29 protein-coding genes and 2 pseudogenes are annotated in these 23,258 nt (G+C 35.4%); 5 read left to right on the top strand and 26 right to left on the bottom strand.

Annotation, left to right across the window (positions count from 1 at the left end; genetic code table 11):
• Positions 1 to 43: 43 nt before the first annotated feature.
• The gene (locus tag V7068_RS09345) at positions 44 to 304 is read right to left on the bottom strand and encodes a hypothetical protein (RefSeq protein ID WP_499712488.1); all 261 of its coding nucleotides are present in this window, start codon (positions 302 to 304) and stop codon (positions 44 to 46) included.
• A gap of 194 nt (positions 305 to 498) precedes the next feature.
• Between V7068_RS09345 and V7068_RS09350 the strand changes: the two genes are divergently transcribed.
• Together V7068_RS09350 and V7068_RS09355 are read left to right on the top strand one after the other, a co-directional pair.
• Positions 499 to 645 (top strand): small acid-soluble spore protein P, encoded by a 147-nt coding sequence (locus V7068_RS09350; RefSeq protein ID WP_499712489.1) that lies wholly within the window; start codon positions 499 to 501, stop codon positions 643 to 645.
• Between the two features lie 202 nt (positions 646 to 847).
• Positions 848 to 1,255, top strand: a complete 408-nt coding sequence (locus tag V7068_RS09355; RefSeq protein WP_499712490.1) for an Hsp20/alpha crystallin family protein — start codon at positions 848 to 850, stop codon at positions 1,253 to 1,255.
• Positions 1,256 to 1,258: 3 nt separating this feature from the next.
• Here V7068_RS09355 and V7068_RS09360 read toward each other — a convergent pair whose 3' ends face one another.
• From V7068_RS09360 to V7068_RS09395, 8 genes and pseudogenes are all read right to left on the bottom strand, one after another.
• Complete coding sequence (locus tag V7068_RS09360) at positions 1,259 to 4,393, bottom strand: AAA family ATPase (protein WP_499712491.1); 3,135 nt, start codon at positions 4,391 to 4,393, stop codon at positions 1,259 to 1,261.
• Positions 4,390 to 5,535, bottom strand: a complete 1,146-nt coding sequence (locus V7068_RS09365; RefSeq protein WP_499712492.1) for an exonuclease SbcCD subunit D — start codon at positions 5,533 to 5,535, stop codon at positions 4,390 to 4,392. The genes V7068_RS09360 and V7068_RS09365 overlap by 4 nt, the downstream gene beginning before the upstream one ends.
• 126 nt (positions 5,536 to 5,661) lie before the next feature.
• On the bottom strand, positions 5,662 to 6,093 hold the full coding sequence (locus tag V7068_RS09370; RefSeq protein ID WP_499712493.1) for a DUF2621 family protein: 432 nt from the start codon (positions 6,091 to 6,093) through the stop codon (positions 5,662 to 5,664).
• 146 nt (positions 6,094 to 6,239) lie between these two features.
• Positions 6,240 to 6,494, bottom strand: a complete 255-nt coding sequence (locus V7068_RS09375) for a hypothetical protein (RefSeq protein WP_499712494.1) — start codon at positions 6,492 to 6,494, stop codon at positions 6,240 to 6,242.
• Positions 6,495 to 6,762: 268 nt separating this feature from the next.
• Positions 6,763 to 7,242 carry a CcdC family protein gene (locus V7068_RS09380; protein WP_499712495.1) on the bottom strand — a complete coding sequence of 160 codons (480 nt, stop codon included), beginning with the start codon at positions 7,240 to 7,242 and terminating at the stop codon, positions 6,763 to 6,765.
• Positions 7,243 to 7,328: 86 nt separating this feature from the next.
• Complete coding sequence (locus tag V7068_RS09385) at positions 7,329 to 7,688, bottom strand: response regulator (protein ID WP_119116304.1); 360 nt, start codon at positions 7,686 to 7,688, stop codon at positions 7,329 to 7,331.
• A 140-nt stretch (positions 7,689 to 7,828) separates the two neighbouring features.
• On the bottom strand, positions 7,829 to 8,536 hold the full coding sequence (locus tag V7068_RS09390; protein ID WP_499712496.1) for a cytochrome c biogenesis protein CcdA: 708 nt from the start codon (positions 8,534 to 8,536) through the stop codon (positions 7,829 to 7,831).
• A 159-nt stretch (positions 8,537 to 8,695) separates the two neighbouring features.
• Positions 8,696 to 8,770: pseudogene (locus V7068_RS09395) on the bottom strand (YneF family protein); the annotation flags it as partial.
• Positions 8,771 to 9,413: 643 nt separating this feature from the next.
• Here V7068_RS09395 and V7068_RS09400 point away from each other — a divergent pair.
• Complete coding sequence (locus V7068_RS09400; protein ID WP_499712497.1) at positions 9,414 to 9,752, top strand: hypothetical protein; 339 nt, start codon at positions 9,414 to 9,416, stop codon at positions 9,750 to 9,752.
• A 114-nt stretch (positions 9,753 to 9,866) separates the two neighbouring features.
• Here V7068_RS09400 and V7068_RS09405 read toward each other — a convergent pair whose 3' ends face one another.
• From V7068_RS09405 to yneA, 10 genes and pseudogenes are all read right to left on the bottom strand, one after another.
• Positions 9,867 to 10,757: an Ig-like domain-containing protein gene (locus V7068_RS09405; RefSeq protein WP_499712498.1), complete on the bottom strand. Its 891-nt coding sequence runs from the start codon at positions 10,755 to 10,757 to the stop codon at positions 9,867 to 9,869.
• A 483-nt stretch (positions 10,758 to 11,240) separates the two neighbouring features.
• Positions 11,241 to 11,567: pseudogene (locus V7068_RS09410) on the bottom strand (site-specific integrase); the annotation flags it as partial.
• 897 nt (positions 11,568 to 12,464) lie between these two features.
• Positions 12,465 to 12,941, bottom strand: a complete 477-nt coding sequence (locus V7068_RS09415; protein ID WP_499712499.1) for a hypothetical protein — start codon at positions 12,939 to 12,941, stop codon at positions 12,465 to 12,467.
• 466 nt (positions 12,942 to 13,407) lie between these two features.
• Entirely contained in the window at positions 13,408 to 13,977 is a 570-nt protein-coding gene (locus tag V7068_RS09420; protein WP_499712500.1) for a tyrosine-type recombinase/integrase, read from the bottom strand.
• A 181-nt stretch (positions 13,978 to 14,158) separates the two neighbouring features.
• A complete protein-coding gene (locus V7068_RS09425) occupies positions 14,159 to 14,374 on the bottom strand; it encodes a YneF family protein (RefSeq protein ID WP_127759965.1) in 216 nt (71 codons plus the stop codon).
• A gap of 84 nt (positions 14,375 to 14,458) precedes the next feature.
• Complete coding sequence (sirA, locus tag V7068_RS09430) at positions 14,459 to 14,893, bottom strand: sporulation inhibitor of replication protein SirA (RefSeq protein WP_127759964.1); 435 nt, start codon at positions 14,891 to 14,893, stop codon at positions 14,459 to 14,461.
• A 279-nt stretch (positions 14,894 to 15,172) separates the two neighbouring features.
• Positions 15,173 to 17,179 (bottom strand): transketolase, encoded by a 2,007-nt coding sequence (tkt, locus tag V7068_RS09435; protein ID WP_499712501.1) that lies wholly within the window; start codon positions 17,177 to 17,179, stop codon positions 15,173 to 15,175.
• Positions 17,180 to 17,308: 129 nt separating this feature from the next.
• Entirely contained in the window at positions 17,309 to 17,542 is a 234-nt protein-coding gene (locus V7068_RS09440; RefSeq protein WP_119116317.1) for a DUF896 domain-containing protein, read from the bottom strand.
• 57 nt (positions 17,543 to 17,599) lie between these two features.
• A complete protein-coding gene (locus V7068_RS09445) occupies positions 17,600 to 18,265 on the bottom strand; it encodes a YneB family resolvase-like protein (RefSeq protein WP_403150642.1) in 666 nt (221 codons plus the stop codon).
• Positions 18,266 to 18,278: 13 nt separating this feature from the next.
• Positions 18,279 to 18,590 (bottom strand): cell division suppressor protein YneA, encoded by a 312-nt coding sequence (gene yneA, locus V7068_RS09450; protein WP_499712502.1) that lies wholly within the window; start codon positions 18,588 to 18,590, stop codon positions 18,279 to 18,281.
• A 153-nt stretch (positions 18,591 to 18,743) separates the two neighbouring features.
• Here yneA and lexA point away from each other — a divergent pair, with 153 nt between their 5' ends.
• Positions 18,744 to 19,367 (top strand): transcriptional repressor LexA, encoded by a 624-nt coding sequence (lexA, locus tag V7068_RS09455; RefSeq protein WP_127759960.1) that lies wholly within the window; start codon positions 18,744 to 18,746, stop codon positions 19,365 to 19,367.
• A 20-nt stretch (positions 19,368 to 19,387) separates the two neighbouring features.
• Here the strand turns inward: lexA and V7068_RS09460 are convergent, their stop codons facing one another.
• From V7068_RS09460 to V7068_RS09490, 7 genes are all read right to left on the bottom strand, one after another.
• Entirely contained in the window at positions 19,388 to 19,627 is a 240-nt protein-coding gene (locus V7068_RS09460; protein WP_499712503.1) for a phage holin, read from the bottom strand.
• 380 nt (positions 19,628 to 20,007) lie between these two features.
• Positions 20,008 to 20,256, bottom strand: coding sequence for a hypothetical protein (locus V7068_RS09465; protein ID WP_499712504.1), 249 nt, complete (start codon positions 20,254 to 20,256; stop codon positions 20,008 to 20,010).
• 301 nt (positions 20,257 to 20,557) lie between these two features.
• A complete protein-coding gene (locus V7068_RS09470) occupies positions 20,558 to 20,680 on the bottom strand; it encodes a hypothetical protein (protein WP_499712505.1) in 123 nt (40 codons plus the stop codon).
• A 487-nt stretch (positions 20,681 to 21,167) separates the two neighbouring features.
• Positions 21,168 to 21,569: a hypothetical protein gene (locus V7068_RS09475; protein WP_499712506.1), complete on the bottom strand. Its 402-nt coding sequence runs from the start codon at positions 21,567 to 21,569 to the stop codon at positions 21,168 to 21,170.
• A 284-nt stretch (positions 21,570 to 21,853) separates the two neighbouring features.
• Positions 21,854 to 22,033, bottom strand: coding sequence for a YjcZ family sporulation protein (locus V7068_RS09480; protein WP_286676528.1), 180 nt, complete (start codon positions 22,031 to 22,033; stop codon positions 21,854 to 21,856).
• A 149-nt stretch (positions 22,034 to 22,182) separates the two neighbouring features.
• On the bottom strand, positions 22,183 to 22,353 hold the full coding sequence (locus V7068_RS09485) for a hypothetical protein (protein ID WP_499712507.1): 171 nt from the start codon (positions 22,351 to 22,353) through the stop codon (positions 22,183 to 22,185).
• 290 nt (positions 22,354 to 22,643) lie between these two features.
• The gene (locus V7068_RS09490; RefSeq protein ID WP_499712508.1) at positions 22,644 to 22,721 is read right to left on the bottom strand and encodes a peptidoglycan-binding domain-containing protein; all 78 of its coding nucleotides are present in this window, start codon (positions 22,719 to 22,721) and stop codon (positions 22,644 to 22,646) included.
• Positions 22,722 to 22,963: 242 nt separating this feature from the next.
• Between V7068_RS09490 and V7068_RS09495 the strand changes: the two genes are divergently transcribed.
• A complete protein-coding gene (locus V7068_RS09495; protein ID WP_127759953.1) occupies positions 22,964 to 23,134 on the top strand; it encodes an aspartyl-phosphate phosphatase Spo0E family protein in 171 nt (56 codons plus the stop codon).
• Positions 23,135 to 23,258: the final 124 nt, after the last annotated feature.

Here is a 23,258-nt window from a genome sequence, read left to right on the forward strand (position 1 = left end):
TAAAGATCTTTCTTATGCTGTTTATGCATAAGAAAGATCTTTATTATTGTTCTTCATTAATGGCTTGGATAATGCCTTGTAAATCTTTTTCAAATTGTTCTAATTGCACACGTTGATGTTCAGAAGCTGTTGTCAAAGCGGTTTGAATTTGTTGATAGGCTTCATTCGCCTCTTGCTTAACATGTTTTAGCTCACTTCCATAACCTGGACTGTTAGGCTCCATGCCTTGAAACGTATCTATTGCTTGTTTGTACTGATTTTGTGCTTCTTGAAAAGCACGTCGTTTATCATATTTATCTTGCACTTCACTTTCAACTCCTTACTTTAGTCTGCTTCCATAGCTTGTTACGCTTTTGGACAGAATATGTACAGAATAATTTTGTAAACACTGCTTATCTTAAAAAAAGGCACTGTTAAGCCACGGTTTCATACGAATGAACTAAATCGTATGAATCCATACTGTTCATTCGCTTAGTCTAAAAACAGGAGGGATTACAAATGACAAGAAAAGATGAACAAAATAATAATAGTAAACAATCCACACAAAGAAATAATTCTGGACAACCTGCACCACTAAGCGGCTCCCATAAAGTAAAAAATCGAAACCATAGCCGTCAAAAACATAATAGCCATCATGATATGTAGTACAATGAAAAAGTGCGGTGACTACAACAGCCACCGCACTTTCATTCATTTTTTAAAAGGTTCTGCTAAATAACATTTGTTCATTTATGGCTCAAAAATATTCCTTCACTTAACTTTTCAAAAATAAGTTTTTATCCCGTAACCTTTCTACAAACTCATGACATACAATAAAATTAAAGGGTTTAAAAGGTGTTACGGGGGAATGAGTATGCAAGAACCAGACAGCAAGAAGCAACAGACAGAAGCTCAATTATTTGACGAATGGGTGAAGAAATTTTTTCTCGATCCTCATACTCAAATTTTAGATGCCGAAACATTTTTTATTGATATTTATGAAAGTGATGACGAATATTTTATTGAAGCAGCTTTAGAAAACTATAAAACAGAAGATCTTAGTGTGAGACTTCAACATGATGCACTTACCATTTCCGTGCACGATAAGTCTAGCTCAGCCAAACAAGGACACCCAAACATAATAGAACGGGTGATTCATTTCCCCTTTTCACTTTATCATCATCAAATACGTGCTGAGTATGCTTATTCACTATTAACTATTCGCATTCATAAATTTCATACTTGCCCTATACAAACAACTATTAAAATTGAATAGCTTCTAACTTGAGAAGCAAAATGCCGTTCGACTGCCTTTTTGAGTAGCCATTACTTCAAGCTGCGCATCAATTCTCTCCTTTAATTCTGGCACATGCGAAATAATTCCAACTAAGCGGCCGCTGCTTTGAATATCCATTAGTGCCTCAATGGCCTGATCTAAAGATTCCGGATCTAATGTCCCAAATCCTTCATCAATAAACATCGTTTCTAATGAGATTCCGCCTGCATGATTTTGAACAACATCTGCAAGCCCTAATGCAAGAGCAAGTGCTGCTTTAAAGCTTTCGCCACCTGACAATGTTTTCACATGACGTTCTTGACTTGTATATTGATCATATACGGATAGTTCTAACCCACTTTGAATATTTCTACGTGCCGGATCTAATTTACGTAACAATTGGTAACGTCCACTCGTCATTTTCAATAAACGTGTATTGGCCTCTTTTAAAATATCATCTAAAAAAGCTGCGAGTACATAGCGCTCAAACGTGATTCTAAATGGGTTTTGTCCTCTTGCCATTTCATATAAATGCCCGACGATACTATACCTTTCTTCCATTTCTTGTTGTTGCTCTTTCATTTCCATTAATGTTGCTTGAACCTGTTCGTTCTTTTGCTGCGCTATGGTTACTTCGTTTTGTTGATGACGAAGCAATTCAAGTTCCTCATTAAGTCGTTTAAAAGTGGCTTGAAGACTAATTAAATCAGGGCGAGTAACTCCCATAAGTTTCAATTCAACATGATGATACAAACTCGTAATCGTTTGCCATTGCTGTTCGTACTGTTGAATTTCTTTTTCCATCCACTCTATTTCACTTTCAGTTCGTTTCGCAGCCCCATACTCTTTATAGGTGGCAAATCCTTGCTTTGTCATATCTGCACTGAATTTTGTTCGTTCCTCATCTAATTCTCGCTGTAAGGAGGTCACCTTTTTCTCTACTATTTCTTTTTCCGTACGAATAGCAGACTCCTGTTCCTTCGCTTTTTGTAAAGCCGTTTGCGCATGCTCAAATGCTTCTTGCAGTTTCTTTTGTGTGGCTATCGCTTCATTCAAGGTAAGTAAATAAGCTTGTTTTGTACGAATTTGTTCTGGAAGCGATTCTGTTAATCCCGTAAGCTTCGTTTTCTGTTCGATATAAGCCGTTTTAGCCTGGTCCTCTATTTCTTTCCATTGTATAAGACCTGCTTTTAGCTCCTGTACCTCTTCTTTTACTTGTAAGAGTTTTGCTTCTAAATGTTTTAGCGCTTGCTTCTTTTGAAGCAATTGAGTTAACTCTAAACGAAGTCTAGCAGCTTGTTCATGATAATCATGTTGATAAGAGGGCAATTTATTACGCTCAAAAGTTGGAACAATTTCGATTAGTTCTTCTTCTTGTTCCTGAACCCGCTTTTGCAACGAATTAAATTGGGACTCTGCTTGAAAAAATCCACTCTCTTTTTTACGTTTTTGCTCTTCCCTTTCTGTTAAACGTTGCTTTTGCTGCTTCATATCTGCTTCTGACGGCATTTCTTCAAGCAAATGGGCTGGGTTCGGATGATCCTCTGCACCACAAACTGGACAAGCATGCCCTGTTTGCAATGTTCTTGCTAATAAACCAGCCTGACTTGCTCTCCATTTTTCTTCAAGCTCCGCAAAACGCTGCTGCTCTTGAGCATGCAGATCCATTTTATTCCTTAATTGCTGTAGTTGTTCATTTTTTTGTTGTTCTGCATTTTCCAGTGCAATTAGGCTGTCCGAGAGCTTATTTAACTTTGTTAACAACGCTTCATTCTTTTCCGCTTCCCGTTCTGTCTCAGCATAAAGCAATGTAGCTTGTTCAGCATCAGCTTTCGTTTGTAAAATTTGTTCAACTAATCGTTCTTTTTCCACTAAAGTTTGCTCTGCTGCTTCTCGTTTTACAATACTTTGCTTCCACTTCTCTTCACTTTGTTGAACGTCTGTCTGAAGTTGAACAAATGAAAAAACAGACTCTTTTAGTTGCTGCAGCTGATGAACGGCACGCATCGCTTCTTCTCGTTCCCCTGCTTTTGAAAGCTCTGATTCATATACTTGTGCTAGTTGTTGACGGTGAACAGCTAGATGATCTGCTTGCACAGCTAACTTCTTTAGTTCTTCTTCATTATTTTGTTTTTCTCTACCGACACGCAAATAATACTGTTCCTGCTTTTCAAGCAGCGAAGCTTTCTGAGCTCTTTTCAAACTTTCTTTCCATTCTTCTATTTGAGTTCGCTTAGCTGCTAACTCTTCTTTCTCATGATGTCGCTTTTCCTTTTCAGCAAATAGTTGCAGTACTTGTTCAGCCTTTGTAATCTCTTGATGTAATAAATCACGAGATTCTTGTTTCTCTTTTAGTTGACGGTTATATGCATCCCGCTGTTGGATGGAGGCTGCAATCTCGTCTGCTAATAAAGGAAGGATGAGCTGTTCATTCGGTTCAGCCGCCGATATAGCTGTTTGCAATTCTTCATTATCGGAAACGATAATACTTTTTAACAAATCCATACGCGCTTGCAAATTTTTTTCACATTCTCTTTTTAAAGATAAGGCGTCTTCTTTCAGTTTCTCTTCAATTCGTTTATATTGTTCTGTATGAAATAACTTCTGAAGAATTTGTTCTTTCTCTTTACTCTCAGACGTTAATAGCTTTCGAAATTCCCCTTGTGGAATCATTAAGATTTGACGAAATTGATTAGCATCAATTCCGATAATGTGTTTAATGTTTTCATCTACTTCACGCACATTCGCTCCAAGTAATTTCTTATCACCATCTACAGATAATTCATAGAGCTCTGCTTTCGCCCCAATAGTCGTTGTGCCCTCTCCTGATTTCTTCTTTCGTTCTTGTTGCGGTGAGCGCTGGATAAAATAAGTTTTTCCCCGCAGCATAAATTCCAGTGACACACTTGTTATCATATGCTCGTCTGCAAATTGACTTCTTAAATCTGGACCATTTCGGTCTTCACCACTCGCCTTTCCGTAAATCGCAAAACTAATTCCATCAAAAATGGTCGTTTTTCCAGCACCGGTTTTTCCAGAAATAACAAACATCGTGCGATTAGCAAGCTCAGTAAAATCAATCGTTTCACAATTGGCATATGGACCAAATGCCTGCATCGTTAATTTCAGCGGCCTCATTTTTCTCCCTCCTCTTGCTTCACCGAATCAATCACAGCAATCATGACATCTCGTTTCTTTTGATCGAATTCACGATCGGTCATTTCATTATAAAATGTTTCAAATAAATCTAGTTCCGATTTCCGTTCATCTTTAATAGAAGAAAAAGATTGCTTTCTTCGCAAATCCATAACATCCCATTTTCGCTCCAGGTGAAGCACATTAGGATACACTTGACGCAGTCTATTAATCGGATCTATCAAGGATCCTTCGTCTAATAGCGTAATTTTCAAGTAATCTTCTATTTGTTGATATTGATAGAAGCTAGGGTCTAATAATTCTTCCATATACCCTGCGATTTCACGTACATCCCGCTTCGGTGTTAACGAACGATAGCGTAAATCAAAATCACCATTCTCCTTCATTTCAATAATTGACAACGACTTCTTCTGAGTCGCTTCTGAAAAAGAATATTTTAATAGTGAGCCTGAATAGTAAACCTTCGGATGGCGGATTGCATCAGGACTATGTAAATGTCCTAACGCTGTATAATCAAAGGCATCAAAAACATCAACGTGCACACACCCCGTCCCGCCAACTGATAGTACACGCTCTGAATCACTTTCTTTACCTCCTAATACGAAAGCATGACCGACTAGCACATTCGCTTCATTTGGATTCAACGTTTCAGAAATCCGATCTGTAATTGCTTTCATCGCCTCTTGATGCGATTGAATATGAGGATCTCCGATAATTTGACGCACAACACCAGGTTCGGCATAAGGAACACTATAAAAATTCACACCATTAATCCGAGCAGGCTCAAAACTATTGACAATTCTCCCCTCTAAATAAAGCTGGCTTTGACGATACCAAGTCGAACCAAAAGATAGTCGTTCCGCCGAGTCATGATTACCTGAGATGGCCACAATCGGTGTTTTCATTTCTACATTGATTTTATATAATGTTTGATCTAAAAGCTCCACTGCTTCGGTTGGTGGAACGGAGCGGTCATATAAATCACCGGCAATGACAACAGCATCCGGCTTTTCCTCTTCTACTACTTCTATAAACTGCTGCAGCGCAAATCGTTGGTCTTCCGTCATATGAACACCATGTACAACCTTTCCTAAATGCCAATCAGCGGTATGAATAAACTTCATCCCTCTCACGTCCTTTCTTTTTCTATTATTATAGCAAAATATCCATATTAAATTTAAAAGCGTACACACGTTCTTTTTTATTGTGTAATAAAAGACAAGCTCTTAAAGAACCTGTCCATTTTATTGTTATGATTCAAACAAATGCTCATATAGGCTCATATTGACTTCCCGTTCAAGAAGTTTTTTCTTTAAAAACTTATGATCACGCTTCGGTGTTGCAATAATATATCCACGAATGATTAAATCCTCAGTAATTTCGTTCGCTTTCTCTTTCAATGCCAATTCACCAATCTTACCGGCAATTTTATGACGAGCAACATCTCGAAATAATTCTGGAACAGGGTCAACTAAATCGTCTAATAACACTTTTTGATCGTGTGACCACAATTCCTTTGTTTGTTTCACGTAATATTCTTCCCAATCCATATCGGATTTTCCATCCTGCTTTGGTAACCGTTTTAAAAACTTTCGAAACATAAAGAAACCACCAATTCCCATTAGCAGCACTAACGTAAGAACCCAAAACAGAATAAACCATAGAAACCAACCTTCAAGCATGAATCTTCACCTCATATGTACAAGATTCTCTTAATTTATATTATAGATAAGGTTCCTTTTTTTTACAACTTTATTTCAAAGATGTCATATTTCTGTTTTAAAAACAAAAAACACAATTCAACTTCTTAGTCGATTGTGTTTTTCGTTTATTCTAACACTAATGCAGCACTGTACTCTTTATCAAAAAAATTCTGATAATGCTCTGTACATAAATTACTTTCATTTTCTATTATTGCATGAGCTTCCTCATAAAAATAATACATATTACATTGCGTACAATAAGCGGCATCGTTTCGACATACACAGCATATTCCCTGCTCTATAATGGAATCAATATGTTGAAGATCTTGATAATTCTCATAGCCCTTTTGACATGATTCACAACAGTACACTTGCATCATATTTGTTCCCTCATTCTCCATAATAATATATTTAAGTTAATCACATTATAAAACAAAAGAACTATAAACCTTAATCATAAATCTTACATTTTTGTTAACAAAACCTTAACCAACTATTAATGAATTATTAATATTACTCCATATGTAAATAATTGCTACATGCAACCTGAAAACGAAATTGCTCCTTCCCGATTCATAAGCAACAAAAAAGCGAGCTACTATTGTGTAGTCTCACCTCTTTATTAACTATACTAAGCAATATGATTAATCAAGCCATTTTTCCGTTACCTAACTGCGACTCTTTTACTTTTTGATATTGGAAATACATTGCAATTCGCCAAGGAACAATCATTCCTAACGCGAGAATATAAAACATGCCAGCTAATACACCAAATTCTAGTGTACTTCCTAATATAATTTTAGCAACTAAGCGGATTAATAAAAGAGCAACCAAAATAAATACAAACGCTTTCGATCTCTGCATATAAATTTGATTGTCTCTCACTTCAAACTTGGATGTTTTAATTAATAAAATCGAAAATAACAGCCCTACTGTAAATGCTTCTATAAATTCATAACTGGTTATGCGAAACATTGGAAAAATAAACATTAAAGCCCCCGTACTCATAAATAGAGGCGGCAAAATAATCTTCTTCACATTCACCGGTCTTTCGGTTTCAGTCATCCTAAACTTATATACAGTAATCCCCATAATAATAGCAATTACCGCGGATATATAAATCACCATCTATCATTCCTTTAACTAAATTAGGTAACATTATATTACGAATAAAAGTATATATTACCTAATTCAGATAAGCAAGAAGACACACCTTAACTGAGAGTACGGTTTATAGCCTCAATCACTCGACCTTCATCAAAAGGTTTCACAATAAAATCCTTGGCACCTGCTTCAATCGCTTCAACGACCATTTTCTGTTGCCCCATTGCAGAACACATGATCACTTTAGCTGTAGGAAATTCCTGTTTAATTCCTTTTACCGCATCTAACCCGCTCATAACCGGCATGGTAATATCCATTGTTACAAGGTCTGGATTTAAGTCTCGATATCGCTCAATCGCTTCCTGTCCATTTTCAGCTTCACCAACTACTTGATGATTAGCTTTTTTCAATATGTTAGAAAGGGTCATCCTCATAAACTTTGCATCATCTACTACTAATATTTTTGCCATGATTATTCCTCCTCATTTCATACAACGAAGCACTCTATCTTATTCTAATATCTATACAAAAACTAGAAAGCATCTTTAGAATATAAGACTTAAGTCCTTTATTCAAGATATATTATGTTACAATTCGTTTAAAATCCCCATTAAAACCCTGTAAACCCTCCAAATAGACTAGATAAAACACTAATAATCTTGGTCATCCAATCAAAAAATAACACCACTCCCATTACAATCATTAAGTATCCACCGGCTTTCATCATGCTAGAACTATACTTTTTAATCCAGGACATTTTTCCAATAAAGAAAGATAGCATGAAAAACGGAATCGCAAAGCCTAAAATATAAGCAATCATATAATACATCGCAGAAGCCGGTTGAGATATCCCCATAGATATAACGGCACCGAGAATAGGTCCTGTGCAAGGTGTCCATCCTGCTGCAAACGCGAGACCAATAATCATAGAACCAAAATAACCAGTAGGCCGATTTTTAAATTCAATCCTCTTATCTTTCATTAAAAATTGTGGCTGAAACACTCCTAAAATAATTAAACCAAAAAGGATAATAAGAATTGCCCCAATTTGACGAATCAAATCAGAATAATCATAAAAAAAGGTCCCTAAAAAAGAGGTACTAAAACCAAGGGCAATAAATACAAGAGAAAAGCCTAATAAAAAGAAAAGCGTATGTAAGAAACTTCTTCTTTGGAGCATAACCGGTTCTGCTTTAATATCTCCTACACTCATCCCTGTTATATAGGAAAGAAAAGCTGGATATAATGGTAAACAACATGGTGAAATAAAACTCAGTACCCCTGCTCCAAAAGCTAAAAAGATATTCAAATCATCCAATACTTTCACCCCTAGATAAAAAGTATATGTCCATTGTAGCAAAGCATTTCATAAAAATACATTTATTGGTTTCCAATTATACTCTTACGAAAAATAATAGAATCCACAATAAAAGCACTCCCAGGAGTGCTTTTTTCATTACTTCATTTGTTGCCTTATTTAATGGATGTTCTTTTGCAATGGCTTTTGTCCCATTTGCATCATCATCATTTGTAACATTTGTTCGTTAATTGGTCTATCAACGTTTTTGCAACTCCTGCTTTATCAATCCGAAACTCATTTTCTATGTTGAAAAATATACCATGCTTTTAGATAATTGTCTATGATGAGGCATCTATAATAAGGAAGAAACTCGGCTTATCTTTGATTTGTTGTACGAATAATTCAACCTTCGTGAAATTAAAGGGAATCATGTAGTAAAGAAATAAAAAATTGTATGAGTAAAACCGCTGATTAAGTACATAATAAGAAACATGGAGCAACGATTAGATTATTGCTTTGTTATCTGCAAGCGTGTAGCTCAACTGGACAGAGCGACTTGTTCACATTATACGATAGTGAATAATGTATTTTGCAGGTTCGAATCCTGCCACGCTTGACCTATTTTTAACTTTTAAGAATAATGGAACTTCCCTGTTTATCTCCCCTTCTTAACACCGTCTTTCTCTGCGAAAAGCTCCCACTTCCCTGGCACCCAATCAAAATTGATTTACTTTTCTCTCTTTCATACTTTGACACAGTCCTGTTATCTTCTTTTAATAAAAATACGTTGTTATGTAACTGTATAGAAAGGAAAATGCAAAGATAAATTGATAGACTTATAAGAAAAGCTTGTTGCTTAGTATACATAATGAAGTTGACTAAAGGGAGATGAACCATGGAGGCGCATGTAAAGAAGTCTTTAGAAGAGTGGAAAACAGAAATTTGTGAGTTATTACATGGAATAGATAAAGAGTATGAAGAAGTAAAACGTGAGCTTCAGGTTTATTCCTATAAATTCAGCATTACTAAACAGGTTGTACAATCTACAGTCAATGATGAGATTATCCGCAATATCCGTGAACTTTATCATAAACCGTTTGAACAAAGATTTAACCAGTTGAAAGAAGAAATAAAAGACCTGGAAGAAAAGAAAAAAGTGTTTCAGATGTTTGTAGATAAAATTGATAAAGTAAAAGAAAAAGAAGGGGTAAAACCATATACATCCGCTCAATAATCCGAAGGTAAGCAGTGCAATAAAGAGTGAAGTTTATAGAACGGGTAATAGATTAGCCTCCCTTTAGAACATGTGTCCTGAAGGGAGGCTTTTACATGTAAAAGCCATTTGAATTTAATGTTTTACAACTGTAGTAGTTGTCTTTGAACTAATATTCCCCGCCTTATCCTTTGCAGTAATAGAAAGTATAGTTCCCTTTCTTTGTGCTTTTATCTTAACAGAGTAATTTCCGTTTGAACTAGCCTTGGCAGACCCAAGTGTCTTACTTCCTGCCTTTACGGTCACGGTTGATGATGCTTCTGCTTTACCTTTTACAACTTTATCATTATCATCAACTTTTTTAACAGTAGGCTTAGATGGCTTGACATTGTCTATAAATATAGTTCCGATCGCATATAAGTCCTCTTCTGTATTATTATCAATGTAGTCGTTATCTCGGTCTATGACACCCACATAGTATGTGCCTTTTTTAGCCTGATACGCTAATGTTTCAACATCGTACTCATAATCGTACTCATAGCCTAAATATTTTAAGTTACTATTCTCAACAAAATCTTTTTGTATTGCACCAAATCCTAGATCAATGGAGTATGAATTAGTTTGTCCACCTACTAATAAAACTCCACCCCTAGGCACGACAACTTTATAAACATCTACATCACCCAAAGGAAGTAATTGACCGACTGCTACTTTCTCAAATGATATTCTATTTGCTGAATTAAAATCGTCATTATACTCTTCTTCTATAGTGTAATCATCCTCACTGGAAGCACGACTCACAGTACCCATTTTATCGGAACTTTTTGCAGAGCCTTTTATTTCTACTTGCAGCTGATTCAATGCAGTCGAATCCACTAAACCTTTTGGAAGTGGCTTTTCTACTTGGCGTTCAATAGCTTTCCTTGCCAACTCGAACTCAGTTCCTTCTGCACTAACAGTGCCTACCGATAACGATGAAGCTAATACACCTACAGTTACTAATGACAAAATACCTCTATTGCGCATATTCTTCCCTCCTACATTTGTTATGATGAACTATATACTATATTTATACTAATACATAAGAACTATATTTACCACATTTATCCACAAAAAGACTTGAAATCCCATCATCTAAGTCGAATCATCTTCCTTTTCAACTCTCCTATAAAGTCTAACAATCTCTACCACTTTTAGGAGTAGTTTCTTGTTATTTTGGATATGCCAAAAAATATAAATATAGTTTAAATATAATTAATATTGTGGTTTGCCTTATCATTATGTCCACTATTTTAGGCTACATAAATAAATATGAAGATAGCAATTTGATTGTAGATAATGGATTTTATTTAGCTGGTCTTGCAGTGCTTGTATCAGCAGCTTCCATAATCATATTGAAAAAGGAAATGAAATCTAAAAATATTAGTAGGAATGCATAGATGCTTTTGAAAAAAATATGAAGAAAATGGGTGGAAAAGGAGTTGTTCAGAACTCTCTTTCCACCTTTTTTTATGTAAACGTCAAGTAGCCCCAAATACACGATAAAAATTGTGTTTTAGATAGTAAAGCATCAATCTGATTAGCTGCTTCTTCTTGCATATTTGGAAGTATATGCGAATATATGTCTAGTGTCGTTTTAATATTACTATGACCAAGCCGCTCTGAAATAACTTTAGCATGAACTCCTTGAGCAAGTAGCATGGTAGCATGAGTATGTCTTAGATCATGGAAACGAATAAGAGGTACATTCGCTTCTTTTATCAGCCTTTGATACGTCCTTTTCAAGTTGCTAAGAATCACCGGAGTTCCTTTAGATGTACAAACAAGATCATAATCGTTGCTACGAAAAAACATATACGGAACAAAGGGTTACTCTCCAGAAACAAAACGGGTCATTCCTATCATTGATCAATGGCTAGAAGATGACCAAAAAAGCTAGAATAAACAAAAACATACTGCTATCAAAATTTATAAAATATTAGTAGGTTGCTGTTACTTCTATTGTTATGTATCGTCAAAATTTTTATCGTGCTTGGACTAACAATTCCCTGTTTCTCAAACAGTTCTGCTTCCTATGAAAACAGCCATTCCTACTATAAATGTATAATACCGCCCATATCCCTCCATTTCCCGCTTGCCATTCAAAAAAATGAAACGCTAAAACCTTGTTACTTGCTTCTAAAACGCCAATTTTCAATTAAAATCTATGTTTTATCTTACTCAATACACAATCCTTATTAAATAGATTTTCCCTTTTAAAATAGATTGTCTTATGGAGCATATCGCCAAAGTTAGTAAACTATCATAGGCTACCTTTTTAGGTAAAATAAAAAAATAGAGGTAATTCCCCTGCTTCTATAATTCAATTCACTATCTTCTTTTTTCCATTTCTCCTCTTCAACTTCTTTATGAGCATCAAGAATATCACCAAGATCCTTTTAACAGAATGAAATAATTGAAAGTATTTTACGTAAATTTTTAATCCCCTCTTAATTGAGAAAGGCTTTTAATGTTAGTTAACTAAGAATAAGGTTTCCCTGAATGAAACCTAATTACATAGAAAAACCTAATTAAATAAAAAAATAACGTGTGAAATTTACACGTCATTTCTTGTCATTTTATTCATTAGCATCCACAGAACAAAACCCTTTTGTATTTTAATCACTCTTGGGACTGTGTGTAGCTAAAATTCAATTCTTATTATAGCTTTTGGTTTTGTTGTAGGGGAATGAATTATTTGTTACTTCTTAGAATATCATCCACTGTAGTTTTCATGGTATAAATCACAGTTTTCTTGTAACGTGCCGCTATACGCAGCACTCTTATTTGTTCGGATCGGGATAGATTTTTAAAACGAGGCTCTTGTTTCAAAAAGGAACGAACAATTAACCAGCTGGTTGGCACTAAAGGAAAGTCATCTAGGGGTTGTTTGCTCCGTAAACGATAAAACCACGATATTATTCCGGTGGAATCACTTTTATCGACTATACATGGCGCATAAGTATTTTTGGTGTGTTTTTTAAGGGATTCAAATCTATCTTGCCCGCTAACAATGATGTAACTGTCATCCTTCCGATTTTTTTTGACAACCAAAAGATTAAACACGCAGTCCCACATTAATCTCTGAAGTTTCTTCATGTGCTCCGTAATTTTCAGCGATAAACCAGGTTTGATTTTATTCAGTGGTATATACTCTATCGTAAATTTCATACTTAGCCCCTCCTGTTTTATTCATGCATCTCTCCTCAATTTCTTGGGATTTCGCAGCAGGTGCGTTGTACTAGTGAATGCTGACTTTCTTTGTTTTCTAAAGTTGGTATTTATTATCGTTATGAATTACTTAAACTTAAGTTCCCTTTAGATGATATGTATGAAATGATCGCATGTCACATTCGAAGTAATTATGAAAATACCTTGAGAATGTGGTTGGGTCCTCAAATAGGTATAGAGGCTAAAGGAAAGGAAAATAGAAGGAGGTAGAGTAACATGTTCAAAAGAGCGATTATCCTCATGATGCTCTCATCAATATTATTAGTATTAATATTAGTATTGGTTAGAGCTCATACAGCTGCTCCTGTTAACAATACAAATACTAAAAGCAATGATTCCTCTGGGTATACTACAGTGGAATACAAGATTACCAATTTTACACGGCCAATTATTGTATTCGTACTATTTAAAATAGCTCTATGACGCTTATATGTTGTTTAAAATATGGTATACATAAAAAAGCAGATACAAAAATTATCTTGTATCCGCTTAAACAAGTTTGATCCATTGTGATACCCAACAATTCTATTGATCGTATACCTGTATCCACCATCATTGCAATCATAGCTTTGTTACGAGTACTAATATAGTCTTCATATGTGAAAGAATTAATCATGGCTGTAACTTCTTCTGTCGTGAATCCATTCAACACAAGCTTAGGCACTCTAGGTAACTCAACCTTAGTCATCGGGCTTTCTATTAAATACTCTTCCTTGACACACCAATTAAAGAACGCTTTAACCATTTTTACCATTGATGTAACACTTTGTGGCTTAAGTCCAGACTTTTGCTTCCCTCTTACATATGCTTTTAAATCATGTACCGTCGCTGATTCTAATTCTGTGATACCACGTTTCTCTTTTAGAAATATCTTCACCTGCTTTAATTCTTGGCGTTTATTTATCATGGTTTTATTTGTATAACCTTTAGCCCTACAATGATATAAATACTCATCAATTACATCTTCTAACAACACGAAAAAGACCACCTTTCTGCTTAATCTTTCAACAAAAAAGTGGTCTTATATCAATTATTAGAATGATTAACCAACATGTACGTATAATGGCGATGAAAACTCAACCAAATAGAGGAAAATTTACCCATAATCATCCTATTTTATCAATCAAAGAATGCTAAAAACCATATGTAGCAAGGTTTTATTTACCTTGTTGTTTATTCATTGCTTGCATCATTTGATTAATTTTCTTTTGCGATGGTTTTTGTCCCATTTGCATCATCATCATTTTTAACATTTGTTCATTAATTGGCGGATTTTTCTTCAAATAGTCCATCATGTACTTACGAGCGATGAAAAATCCTAGAGCAATACCAGCAAGCAATGCTAGAAAGCCAACTAGAATGTATAACCACATACTATTTCCTCCTTCTTGTTGTCTAACATCAGTGTACTAGACCAAAGGTTATTATACAATATTCCCTGCCGAAAAGTCCTCTATTTAGACAAATTTTCTTTCCTTAATCGGCTTGAGCCAGCCAAAACGCTCATGATCGAAATCAATAGCCAAGAAGCTAGGCCCACATTTACGAATGCATTCAAAAAAGGCCGTTTCTGCTACATAGTCTCCGCTCGATTGAATCTCCACAAAATCTCGATGAATCCATAATGTCGCACAACTCCTGCCATTATTCTTTTCTAAGTAATATCCCCCATTTTGATAGCAAAAATTCTGCTTCTTTTGTTGTTCAATTACTTTCTTCACTTGCTCATTTGGAATTATTTTCGTTACATATTCAATTTGCTTGTGTAAAATATCTCGTAAAGATCCCGTTGTCTGAACATATTCCAAAAATAAATTGAAAAGTGACCTTTCTCTTCCAAAATAAAGCTGAGCAACTTCCTCTTCTATTAAATAGACTCGATAGGTTCTCATTCAGCCAACGCCTCCTCACACTTAATTTTTAATAACACATCATAGAAAAAATCATATTTTTATATCCATCTAAAAATAGATTTATTTGCCATATTAAAATCCACTTCCATTATATAGGATATACCTAAAAAGATATGTTGTTTATTGAAAAAAAAAATCAGAACTTTTGTCGAAAGAAATCTAGTTAATTCAAAAAGCATTCTAAAACTTCACTTACTTCCATACTTTTTGACGATAAAAAAACTGACATCACAAAATGCGATGTCAGTTTGACTTCTATTATTGTTGAATTAACGTTTTAACTCTAGAAACGATATTTTCAACTGTAAAACCAAATTCTTTCATAATTCTTCCGCCTGGTGCAGATGCTCCGAAGTGATTAATTGCTAAAATATCACCTTCATCGCCTGTGTAGCGGTCCCAACCAAATGGTGAAGCTACTTCCAACGCTAGACGCTTTTTAATAGAAGGATTTAAAACACTTTGTTTGTATTCTTTCGTTTGAGCTTCAAAACGATCCCAAGATGGCATGCTGACAACGGCAACATCAATACCTTCTGATGCTAAAGCTTGTTGTGCTTCCACAGCTAAGCTCACTTCAGAACCAGTTGCAAGTAATAATGCATCAGCTTCTTGTTTTGTCGCTGGAGATACGATGTAAGCCCCTTTAGATACACCTTCTAAAGCTAGTTCAGCTGTATTTTTCAACGTTGGCAGGCCTTGACGAGTTAATACAAGAGCTGTCGGTTTATCTTCTGATTCAAGAGCTAGCTTCCACGCTGCCGCTGTTTCATTTCCATCAGCTGGACGAATCACACCTAGGTTTGGCATCGCACGTAAAGAAGCTAATTGTTCGATTGGTTCATGAGTAGGACCATCTTCTCCTACTGCAATACTATCGTGAGTAAACACGTATGTGACTGGAAGCTTCATTAAAGCAGCTAGACGAATTGCTGGACGTAAGTAATCCGAGAATACGAAGAATGTTCCTCCAAATACTTTCACACCGCCATGTAACGCCATTCCATTTAAAGCAGCACCCATTGCGAATTCACGGACACCGAACCAGATATTACGACCGCTATATTCACCAGGGACAAGATCTGCTTCTCCTTTAATCGTCGTGTTGTTAGAACCAGCCAAGTCAGCTGAACCGCCGATAAAGCTTGGCACGTTTTTCGCAATTGCATTCAACACTTCACCACTTGATGCACGTGTTGCTAATGATTTACCTTCCTCATATACAGGAATGTTTTGATCCCAACCTGCAGGCAGCTCACCTTTAATAGCAGCTTCTAATTGACTAGCAAGTTCTGGGTATGCTTCTTTGTAATTTGCAAATAAGTCTGTCCACGCTTGCTCTTTTTGACTTCCTGCTTGTACACATGCTTCTGTAAAGTGGCTGTACACTTCATTAGGAACGTGGAAATCTTTTTCAAACGTCCATTTGTAAGCATCTTTTGTTAATTTTAATTCATCTGCACCTAGTGGAGCACCATGAACAGATGATTTACCAGAACGGTTTGGTGAACCATATCCGATAACTGTTTTCACTTCAATTAATGTCGGACGATTCTCATCCGCTTTCGCTTCTTCAATCGCTTTCGCAATTTCACCTAAATCATTGCCATCTTCGACACGTAAATACTGCCAACCATATGCATCAAAACGCTTCGCTACACTTTCACTAAATGATTTATCTAAATCACCATCTAATGAAATATCGTTTGAATCATATAACACGACTAAGCGACCTAATTTTAAGTGACCAGCTAGTGAAGCCGCTTCTGCTGAAACACCTTCCATTAAATCACCATCGCCACAAATACTATATGTAAAATGGTCAACTACATTATAGCCATCTTGGTTATACGTTTCAGCTAAATGACGTTCTGCCATTGCCATCCCAACTGCCATCGCAATCCCTTGTCCAAGTGGACCTGTTGTCGCATCTACTCCAGCTGTATGACCGTATTCTGGATGGCCTGGTGTTTTACTTCCCCATTGACGGAAATTCTTTAAATCATCTAATGATAGATCATATCCAGATAAATGAAGTAAGCTATATAAAAGCATAGAACCATGACCTGCTGAAAGTACAAAGCGGTCTCTGTTAAACCAGTTTGGATTTTTTGGGTTATGGTTCATAAATTGAGTCCATAATGTATACGCCATTGGCGCTGCTCCCATTGGCATACCAGGATGACCTGAATTAGCTTTTTCAATTGCATCAATCGACAATGTTCGAATCGTATTGATGGCTAATGCATCGATTTTTTCTGACATTTTTAAAACTTCCTTTCCTTATATGTACTTCTTTATATTATAGTGACATTCCCAATATAACAACTAAAATCATGAGAACTTTACATAAAAAAAGAATACAACTAGTGTGTATTCTTTTTTCTCTTTCACTTAATGTAACCTTCTTTTTGCTTTAATATCTTTAATTTTTTGTGGAGTTACGTCTTTTCCTTCTGGATCAATAACAGTCATATGCTCCAACGTATTAGACATAGATTGTCGAAATGTCTCTAAATATTCGCTCCGGAGCTTCGTTTGCTCCTTTGCCTCTTCCATTGTTAAGCCGACTTCTTTAGATTTTTTAGATAGCTCATTAATACGAGCTAATTTTTCTTTTGATAACATGCTCTCGCTCCTTCTATATATAACAGATACTCACATCGTATTAAAAAAGAAGCAAAATTACAAGTTCTCTGATTCATTGTCCTCACTTGTTTGCGCGTATTCAAGAAAACGCCGATGAACGGTTGCTTTTGACACGTTATAGCCAAATCCTCTTAATGTTGCCGCAATATCAGCAAAGGTAAGTCCATTGCCCCGCAATCGAACAATCTCTTCAATCGGCACTTCTTTACGATCTCTTCCACCAGCCTGCCCTCTATTTGAAAGGTTTTTTTGCGGACGATACCCATTCTCGACCGCTCGAATCATACCACGCTTAATTTTTAAATTATGTAGTTTTCTTTGATACTCTTCTACAATGCTTACGATTTGAATGACCATAGCATCTGCATCTGACAATTCCATTTCACCATCATGTGTTAACGTATAAATCTTAATACCTTCCTTTAAAATAAGATGAAAAAGAGCGATTTTTGCATTTCCTCTGCCTAATCTTGTCTCATCTTGAATAAGTAAAGTATCTGCTTCTTGGTTTTTAAACCATTCTAGCATTTGAAAAATGCCATCACGATTCAGCTCATATCCACTAGCTTGCTCTTTCACAATATGAACAACTTCCATACTTAGTTTGTTCGCTAACTTGATAAGCTCTTCTTCTTGTCTAGTTAAAGAGGTTGTTTGAGATTCTTTTTCCGTACTGACTCGACAATAAATGACTGCTTTCATAACTTACCTACCTTTATTCAGCACTTGCCATACTTTGAATATGCTCATCCTGAGTAACAGGGATGATGATTGTTTCACCTGGCTGCAAAGCATCTGCACGTACTTCATTATATTCTTCTATCCAATCAATGAATTCCGCTTTTGTCAAATGACTTTCTTCATACCGATTAGCAATGCTCCATAATGTATCGCCTTCCTCTATGAGAATGGGCTGAAAATGTGCTGAAGAATCTTCTTGAATTGTAAGAGAGAATAAGATTGATAAAAGAAACACAGCACCTGCTACCACGATAGTATAAAAATACTTTTTATAAAAAGCCTTCATTGAAAACCCCTCCGCCACGAATGTTTGTTCTGTTAACTCGAATTATAAAGCGAACAAATATTCCTGTCAATATTTAATCTAGAACTTATGTTTGTACCCTATAACACATCATGGTATACTATAGAAAAAAGATGAGGAGAAGAGGTGTTTCAAATGACAAAGCTATCCAAACGTCAACAAGATATTCTTAATTTTATAAAAGAAGAAGTCCAAAAAAAGGGATATCCACCATCTGTAAGAGAAATCGGCGAAGCAGTTGGTCTTGCTTCTAGTTCAACCGTGCACGGACATTTATCACGCTTAGAAAGTAAAGGATTAATTAGACGTGATGCCACAAAACCACGAGCTATTGAAATCCTTGATCTGGATAAAGACAGTCAAATCCCGCAAAGCAACGTTATTAATGTTCCACTTCTTGGAAAAGTTACAGCTGGCCTGCCTATTACCGCAATCGAAAATATTGAAGAATATTTTCCTCTGCCAGCGAATATGGCTCCTCATGATGAACAAGTGTTTATGTTAGAAATTATGGGTGAAAGCATGATTGAAGCAGGTATTCTTGACGGAGATTATGTGATTGTTAAACAGCAAAAAACAGCTAATAATGGGGATATTGTCGTAGCCATGACAGAGGAAAATGAAGCTACGGTAAAGCGATTTTTTAAAGAGGAAAGCTACATTCGATTGCAACCTGAGAATTCCACTATGGAACCAATTCTTTTACATGATGTAACTATTCTTGGAAAAGTCATTGGATTATATCGTCATATTCAATAAAAGCGCAACTCGCGCTTTTTTTATTTTAACCCTTTTTTCTCTAATTCTTCCTTTTGAATTCTTGCTTTTTTCGTCAACACATATGTGTTTTTATATACCGCATACATATTAACAACTAATGTGATAAACGCTGATAGCAGCCAAATAAATGCACTAATACTTTCCTCAGTAAACCAGTCCAATTTAATCCCAATCGTACTTAGGAAAAATAATAAAGCTGATAAAAAACCGGCCAGTAACGTTAAGAGGTCTTTAACCATTACGTTCTCCCCTTAAATAAGCGATGTCAGATTAGCAATGATATCATACTTGTCCATTTTTAAAGGACGTAATCAACTTACTTGTTCTGCACCATTATTTTATGCACATTACGGAAGAAAGGTGATATGATTCTTAGCCCTATTTGTCATCATCCCTCTATAATTATATACACCCAAATTGATTTTCTGACACGACCCCATCTAGTCGGAGCCAAAAATCAACAGATAATATTCTTATGTCTACTTAACAAGTTGAAAATATATAGGATATAGCCTTTTCTAAAGCAGATCCTTTCTTATTCACTTAACTACATCTGTATTATCCAACTTATCTGCCTATCGCTCGATGATGTTGAGCTGTTACGCATTGTTATTCTGCTTTAATTAAATTCCCCTATATGATATTTGTTCAATAAGCGCTCTTGAACATATTGCCTACATTCAGGAGATAATAGAGACCTTTCAGGATGAATGATATCTCCAAAAGGCCTATCATCCAAAAATTTAACTTCTCCTTCAAATTCTCTCTCTAAAATGGCATCATAACCCTTTATTTTCACAAAAATAGTGTTAAATCCCGTTGTGACAAAATCTACTATATGCAAAACATGCTGATGTTTTTGAGACATTGTGTGTACCTCCTCTATTTAATACATAATTACATCAAAATCTATTGAAGAGCGTATGTCAATATATTTGGTAAAAGATAAAAAACCGCTGACACTTAAAGCTTCAACAGTTCGAATAATACAGGCTTCTATGTAGAAATACATCAATACCCCCCATTAACATAACACGAATCATTTACAAACATATAATTGGTAATGAAGATTATCATCATTCCATACAAACTTAAAAAAGTATAAAAAAGACACCTCATTTAGGTGTTTTTCGTCATTGAATCTAATTATTGACAGACTTCTAAGCTTCTTACAAATCTGTTGTTTGCTCAAGCAGTTGATCAATATCTACTCTTTCTTGATTTACAAAACAAGTTTCACCGACCGCATTACCTGTATCCTCCAATAATTTATCAATGTCTATTTGTTTCATATAAAAAACTCCTTGAGGATATTTCCTAAAAAAGACGGCCAGTACTAAAAAGAAACTGACCGTTTATGAAAAAAAAGAAAGCAATTAAAGTAATAACATTATTACTCTACTTATCATAAATTTTTTGTCGATTTTCGTCGACAAGTAAATTGCGTCATAATATCAATAATTTCACAATACTTAAAAGACACATATGAGCCTTGGTACAAAAAATTAGCCTCTTTCTTAGCTAGTCCTAATGTTCACTCTGTGCTTTCTCTCTCATTTTACAGGGCCGAGCAAATAAGCCCAAAATTGGCCTGTTGTCCACAGTACCATTTAACAATCCTCTTTCAAGAAATCCGTCCCATTCGCCACCCTTCTCCCTTATCATCGACAATCACATATTTGATTTTCCGCGCATGCTCTTTTACCTAATAGGCAAAACAAAAGAGCGAGCATTTAATACATTAAATGTTCACTCTCTTTATCCCTAAAAACATTCATTTTACTGTTGATGGCTATTTTGATATGCCGTTGCAATAGCTTGCGCCTGTTGAAATTCTTGTTGTGCCTGTTGAACATCTTGTTGTTCTTTTTTTAGTTGTTGCTGCGCTTGCTGTAAGTGCTGATTTTCAGTTTGTACCAATTGCTGCGCTTGAAGTAATTGCTGACTTTCTAGTTGCAACTTTTGATAGGCCTTTTGGACATCTTGCTGCAATTGTTCCAATTGTTGTTGTTCCTGAAGAGTAGAAGGTTGAATACTTTGTAATTGTTGATGCGCTTGTTGGACAGCTTGTTGTGCTTGTTGCATTTGCTGTTCGCTTGTACTAGATTGCGCTTGTTTCACAGCTTGTTGAACAGATTGAGCCACTTCTGGCAATAACAACTGTTGATTTAGTTGTGTCATAAAACAAAAGCCTCCAATAATTATTATTTATTACTTAAAATGCTCTTTCATTATCGTGCTCATAATAGCTATTTCTATGCTATAACTCAGTTCAAGCGCATCAATATGATCTCATACCTTTAGTGCACAACTAATAAAACATTCTTGCTTATCCTATACATCGCTCGCATAAAAATGAGCATAAAAGGCAGCAACCTTTTATGCTCATTTTTGTCCATGTTTTTATTAAACTAAAATAAGACTTTAAAAATAAAAAGACCGCCCAAAAGGGCAGCTTTTCATTTTTAACAGTATGCACCATATCCATAGGCTGGAGCAGCATATCCGCCACCAAATCCACCGCAGAAACTAGCTCCAACGATAATTAAGAGAATAAACAATACAACTAAAAAGGCAAATCCACCACCAAATCCACAGCCTCTGTCAAATCCATCACAACAATCATCTCTACGAACGCCAGACATACTATCACTCCTTATTTGTTTTAAGGAGGTACTTAAATGGGGTAATTTATTCTATGTTCCATATAGGTTAATGACACAATTTATTTTTATTTTACTTCTGCTCTCACAAACATAATTCCGAAGGTGAACGGGTTCATTTCGTTCATTCTCTAATTTTCTGCCTTTACAGCAAAACTGGTTAATAGCTCTTCATCAACAGAAACATCGCTCTTCCAAAGTCCTGGTTTATCTAAGGAGAATTTCGCACCACTTTTGTTATTGTCAATCTCCCATTCATAAAGTTGAACAGTCTCTTTGGTTTTCTTATGAGTGGCTAACATTTTGTACTTCTTCCCATTTAAATTAGTGGGATTATCAAAAAAGTAAACATCATAGTGTCTACCCTGCCCAACTGGAAATGCTGGTTCATCAGCTTCACCATTAACCTTAATATTTTAAAAGCAACAATTTTTACGAAAAAGCCAACTTAAAAGAAGACAAATAAAAAATTATTATGGTACCTCTTATAAAAAACTAAAAATCCCCTCTCCTATTATGGAGAAGGGGTCGCATCCGTCGCTAGAAAGAAGCTTCACTATTATAACAACTTGAACAGTTTTTATACAATTATTTAGAACAGTATGTCCCAAGTCTTAATACCGACAATGCCATCTACAACAAGTCCCTTACTCTCCTGATAAGCCTTCACGGCTTTTCTGTAGCCGAACCATATTCTTCTCTACCTACTTTCACACACAAGACACACTGGATACGTTCAACTTCTTCTCTTTTTTCATTTTTTATTAAATATTGTTAATCAACAGTCGATTCCATAGGTTAAACAGTCTAAAATTTTTTCATTATATCATTACATTTTTGTAATAATTAGTTTATAATGTTAAATATTTATTTAATTTTGGTTTTTAGTCACAAATCAGCAGGAGGTAAGTCATGAATACAAAAACTTTATCTCTTAAACACCTGGAAACATCCATTTGTTATTTGAGAACTCATATGATTACTATTGGAATATCAAAAGGACTTACGCATTCTGATACGATTAAGTATAGTCAAAAGTTAGATATTTTATTGAATGAATACCAGAAAATTAAATCAAACTGATAGCACTTTTAAAAGTGCTTTATGACCTCTTAAATTCCCCTGTATCAAGTGAATCCAAAATACATACAGTAATATACAGAGCAAGGCGTTTAGTCATCGAGATCAACACCAGTGAGCCTTGCTC

It is taken from the genome of Bacillus sp. JJ634 (assembly GCF_036962285.1).
Lineage (GTDB): Bacteria > Bacillota > Bacilli > Bacillales > DSM-1321 > Peribacillus > Peribacillus asahii_A.

Bases quoted from the DNA above. Each gene is read 5' to 3' on its own strand.
- V7068_RS09350 (WP_499712489.1), top strand. From the start codon at position 499: ATGACAAGAAAAGATGAACAAAATAATAATAGTAAACAATCCACACAA.
- V7068_RS09355 (WP_499712490.1), top strand. From the start codon at position 848: ATGAGTATGCAAGAACCAGACAGCAAGAAGCAACAGACAGAAGCTCAA.
- V7068_RS09360 (WP_499712491.1), bottom strand. From the start codon at position 4,393: ATGAGGCCGCTGAAATTAACGATGCAGGCATTTGGTCCATATGCCAAT.
- V7068_RS09365 (WP_499712492.1), bottom strand. From the start codon at position 5,535: ATGAAGTTTATTCATACCGCTGATTGGCATTTAGGAAAGGTTGTACAT.
- V7068_RS09370 (WP_499712493.1), bottom strand. From the start codon at position 6,093: ATGCTTGAAGGTTGGTTTCTATGGTTTATTCTGTTTTGGGTTCTTACG.
- V7068_RS09375 (WP_499712494.1), bottom strand. From the start codon at position 6,494: ATGATGCAAGTGTACTGTTGTGAATCATGTCAAAAGGGCTATGAGAAT.
- V7068_RS09380 (WP_499712495.1), bottom strand. From the start codon at position 7,242: ATGGTGATTTATATATCCGCGGTAATTGCTATTATTATGGGGATTACT.
- V7068_RS09385 (WP_119116304.1), bottom strand. From the start codon at position 7,688: ATGGCAAAAATATTAGTAGTAGATGATGCAAAGTTTATGAGGATGACC.
- V7068_RS09400 (WP_499712497.1), top strand. From the start codon at position 9,414: ATGGAGGCGCATGTAAAGAAGTCTTTAGAAGAGTGGAAAACAGAAATT.
- V7068_RS09405 (WP_499712498.1), bottom strand. From the start codon at position 10,757: ATGCGCAATAGAGGTATTTTGTCATTAGTAACTGTAGGTGTATTAGCT.
- V7068_RS09415 (WP_499712499.1), bottom strand. From the start codon at position 12,941: ATGAAATTTACGATAGAGTATATACCACTGAATAAAATCAAACCTGGT.
- V7068_RS09425 (WP_127759965.1), bottom strand. From the start codon at position 14,374: ATGTGGTTATACATTCTAGTTGGCTTTCTAGCATTGCTTGCTGGTATT.
- sirA (WP_127759964.1), bottom strand. From the start codon at position 14,893: ATGAGAACCTATCGAGTCTATTTAATAGAAGAGGAAGTTGCTCAGCTT.
- tkt (WP_499712501.1), bottom strand. From the start codon at position 17,179: ATGTCAGAAAAAATCGATGCATTAGCCATCAATACGATTCGAACATTG.
- V7068_RS09440 (WP_119116317.1), bottom strand. From the start codon at position 17,542: ATGTTATCAAAAGAAAAATTAGCTCGTATTAATGAGCTATCTAAAAAA.
- V7068_RS09445 (WP_403150642.1), bottom strand. From the start codon at position 18,265: ATGAAAGCAGTCATTTATTGTCGAGTCAGTACGGAAAAAGAATCTCAA.
- yneA (WP_499712502.1), bottom strand. From the start codon at position 18,590: ATGAAGGCTTTTTATAAAAAGTATTTTTATACTATCGTGGTAGCAGGT.
- lexA (WP_127759960.1), top strand. From the start codon at position 18,744: ATGACAAAGCTATCCAAACGTCAACAAGATATTCTTAATTTTATAAAA.
- V7068_RS09460 (WP_499712503.1), bottom strand. From the start codon at position 19,627: ATGGTTAAAGACCTCTTAACGTTACTGGCCGGTTTTTTATCAGCTTTA.
- V7068_RS09465 (WP_499712504.1), bottom strand. From the start codon at position 20,256: ATGTCTCAAAAACATCAGCATGTTTTGCATATAGTAGATTTTGTCACA.
- V7068_RS09470 (WP_499712505.1), bottom strand. From the start codon at position 20,680: ATGAAACAAATAGACATTGATAAATTATTGGAGGATACAGGTAATGCG.
- V7068_RS09475 (WP_499712506.1), bottom strand. From the start codon at position 21,569: ATGACACAACTAAATCAACAGTTGTTATTGCCAGAAGTGGCTCAATCT.
- V7068_RS09480 (WP_286676528.1), bottom strand. From the start codon at position 22,033: ATGTCTGGCGTTCGTAGAGATGATTGTTGTGATGGATTTGACAGAGGC.
- V7068_RS09485 (WP_499712507.1), bottom strand. From the start codon at position 22,353: ATGTTAGCCACTCATAAGAAAACCAAAGAGACTGTTCAACTTTATGAA.
- V7068_RS09495 (WP_127759953.1), top strand. From the start codon at position 22,964: ATGAATACAAAAACTTTATCTCTTAAACACCTGGAAACATCCATTTGT.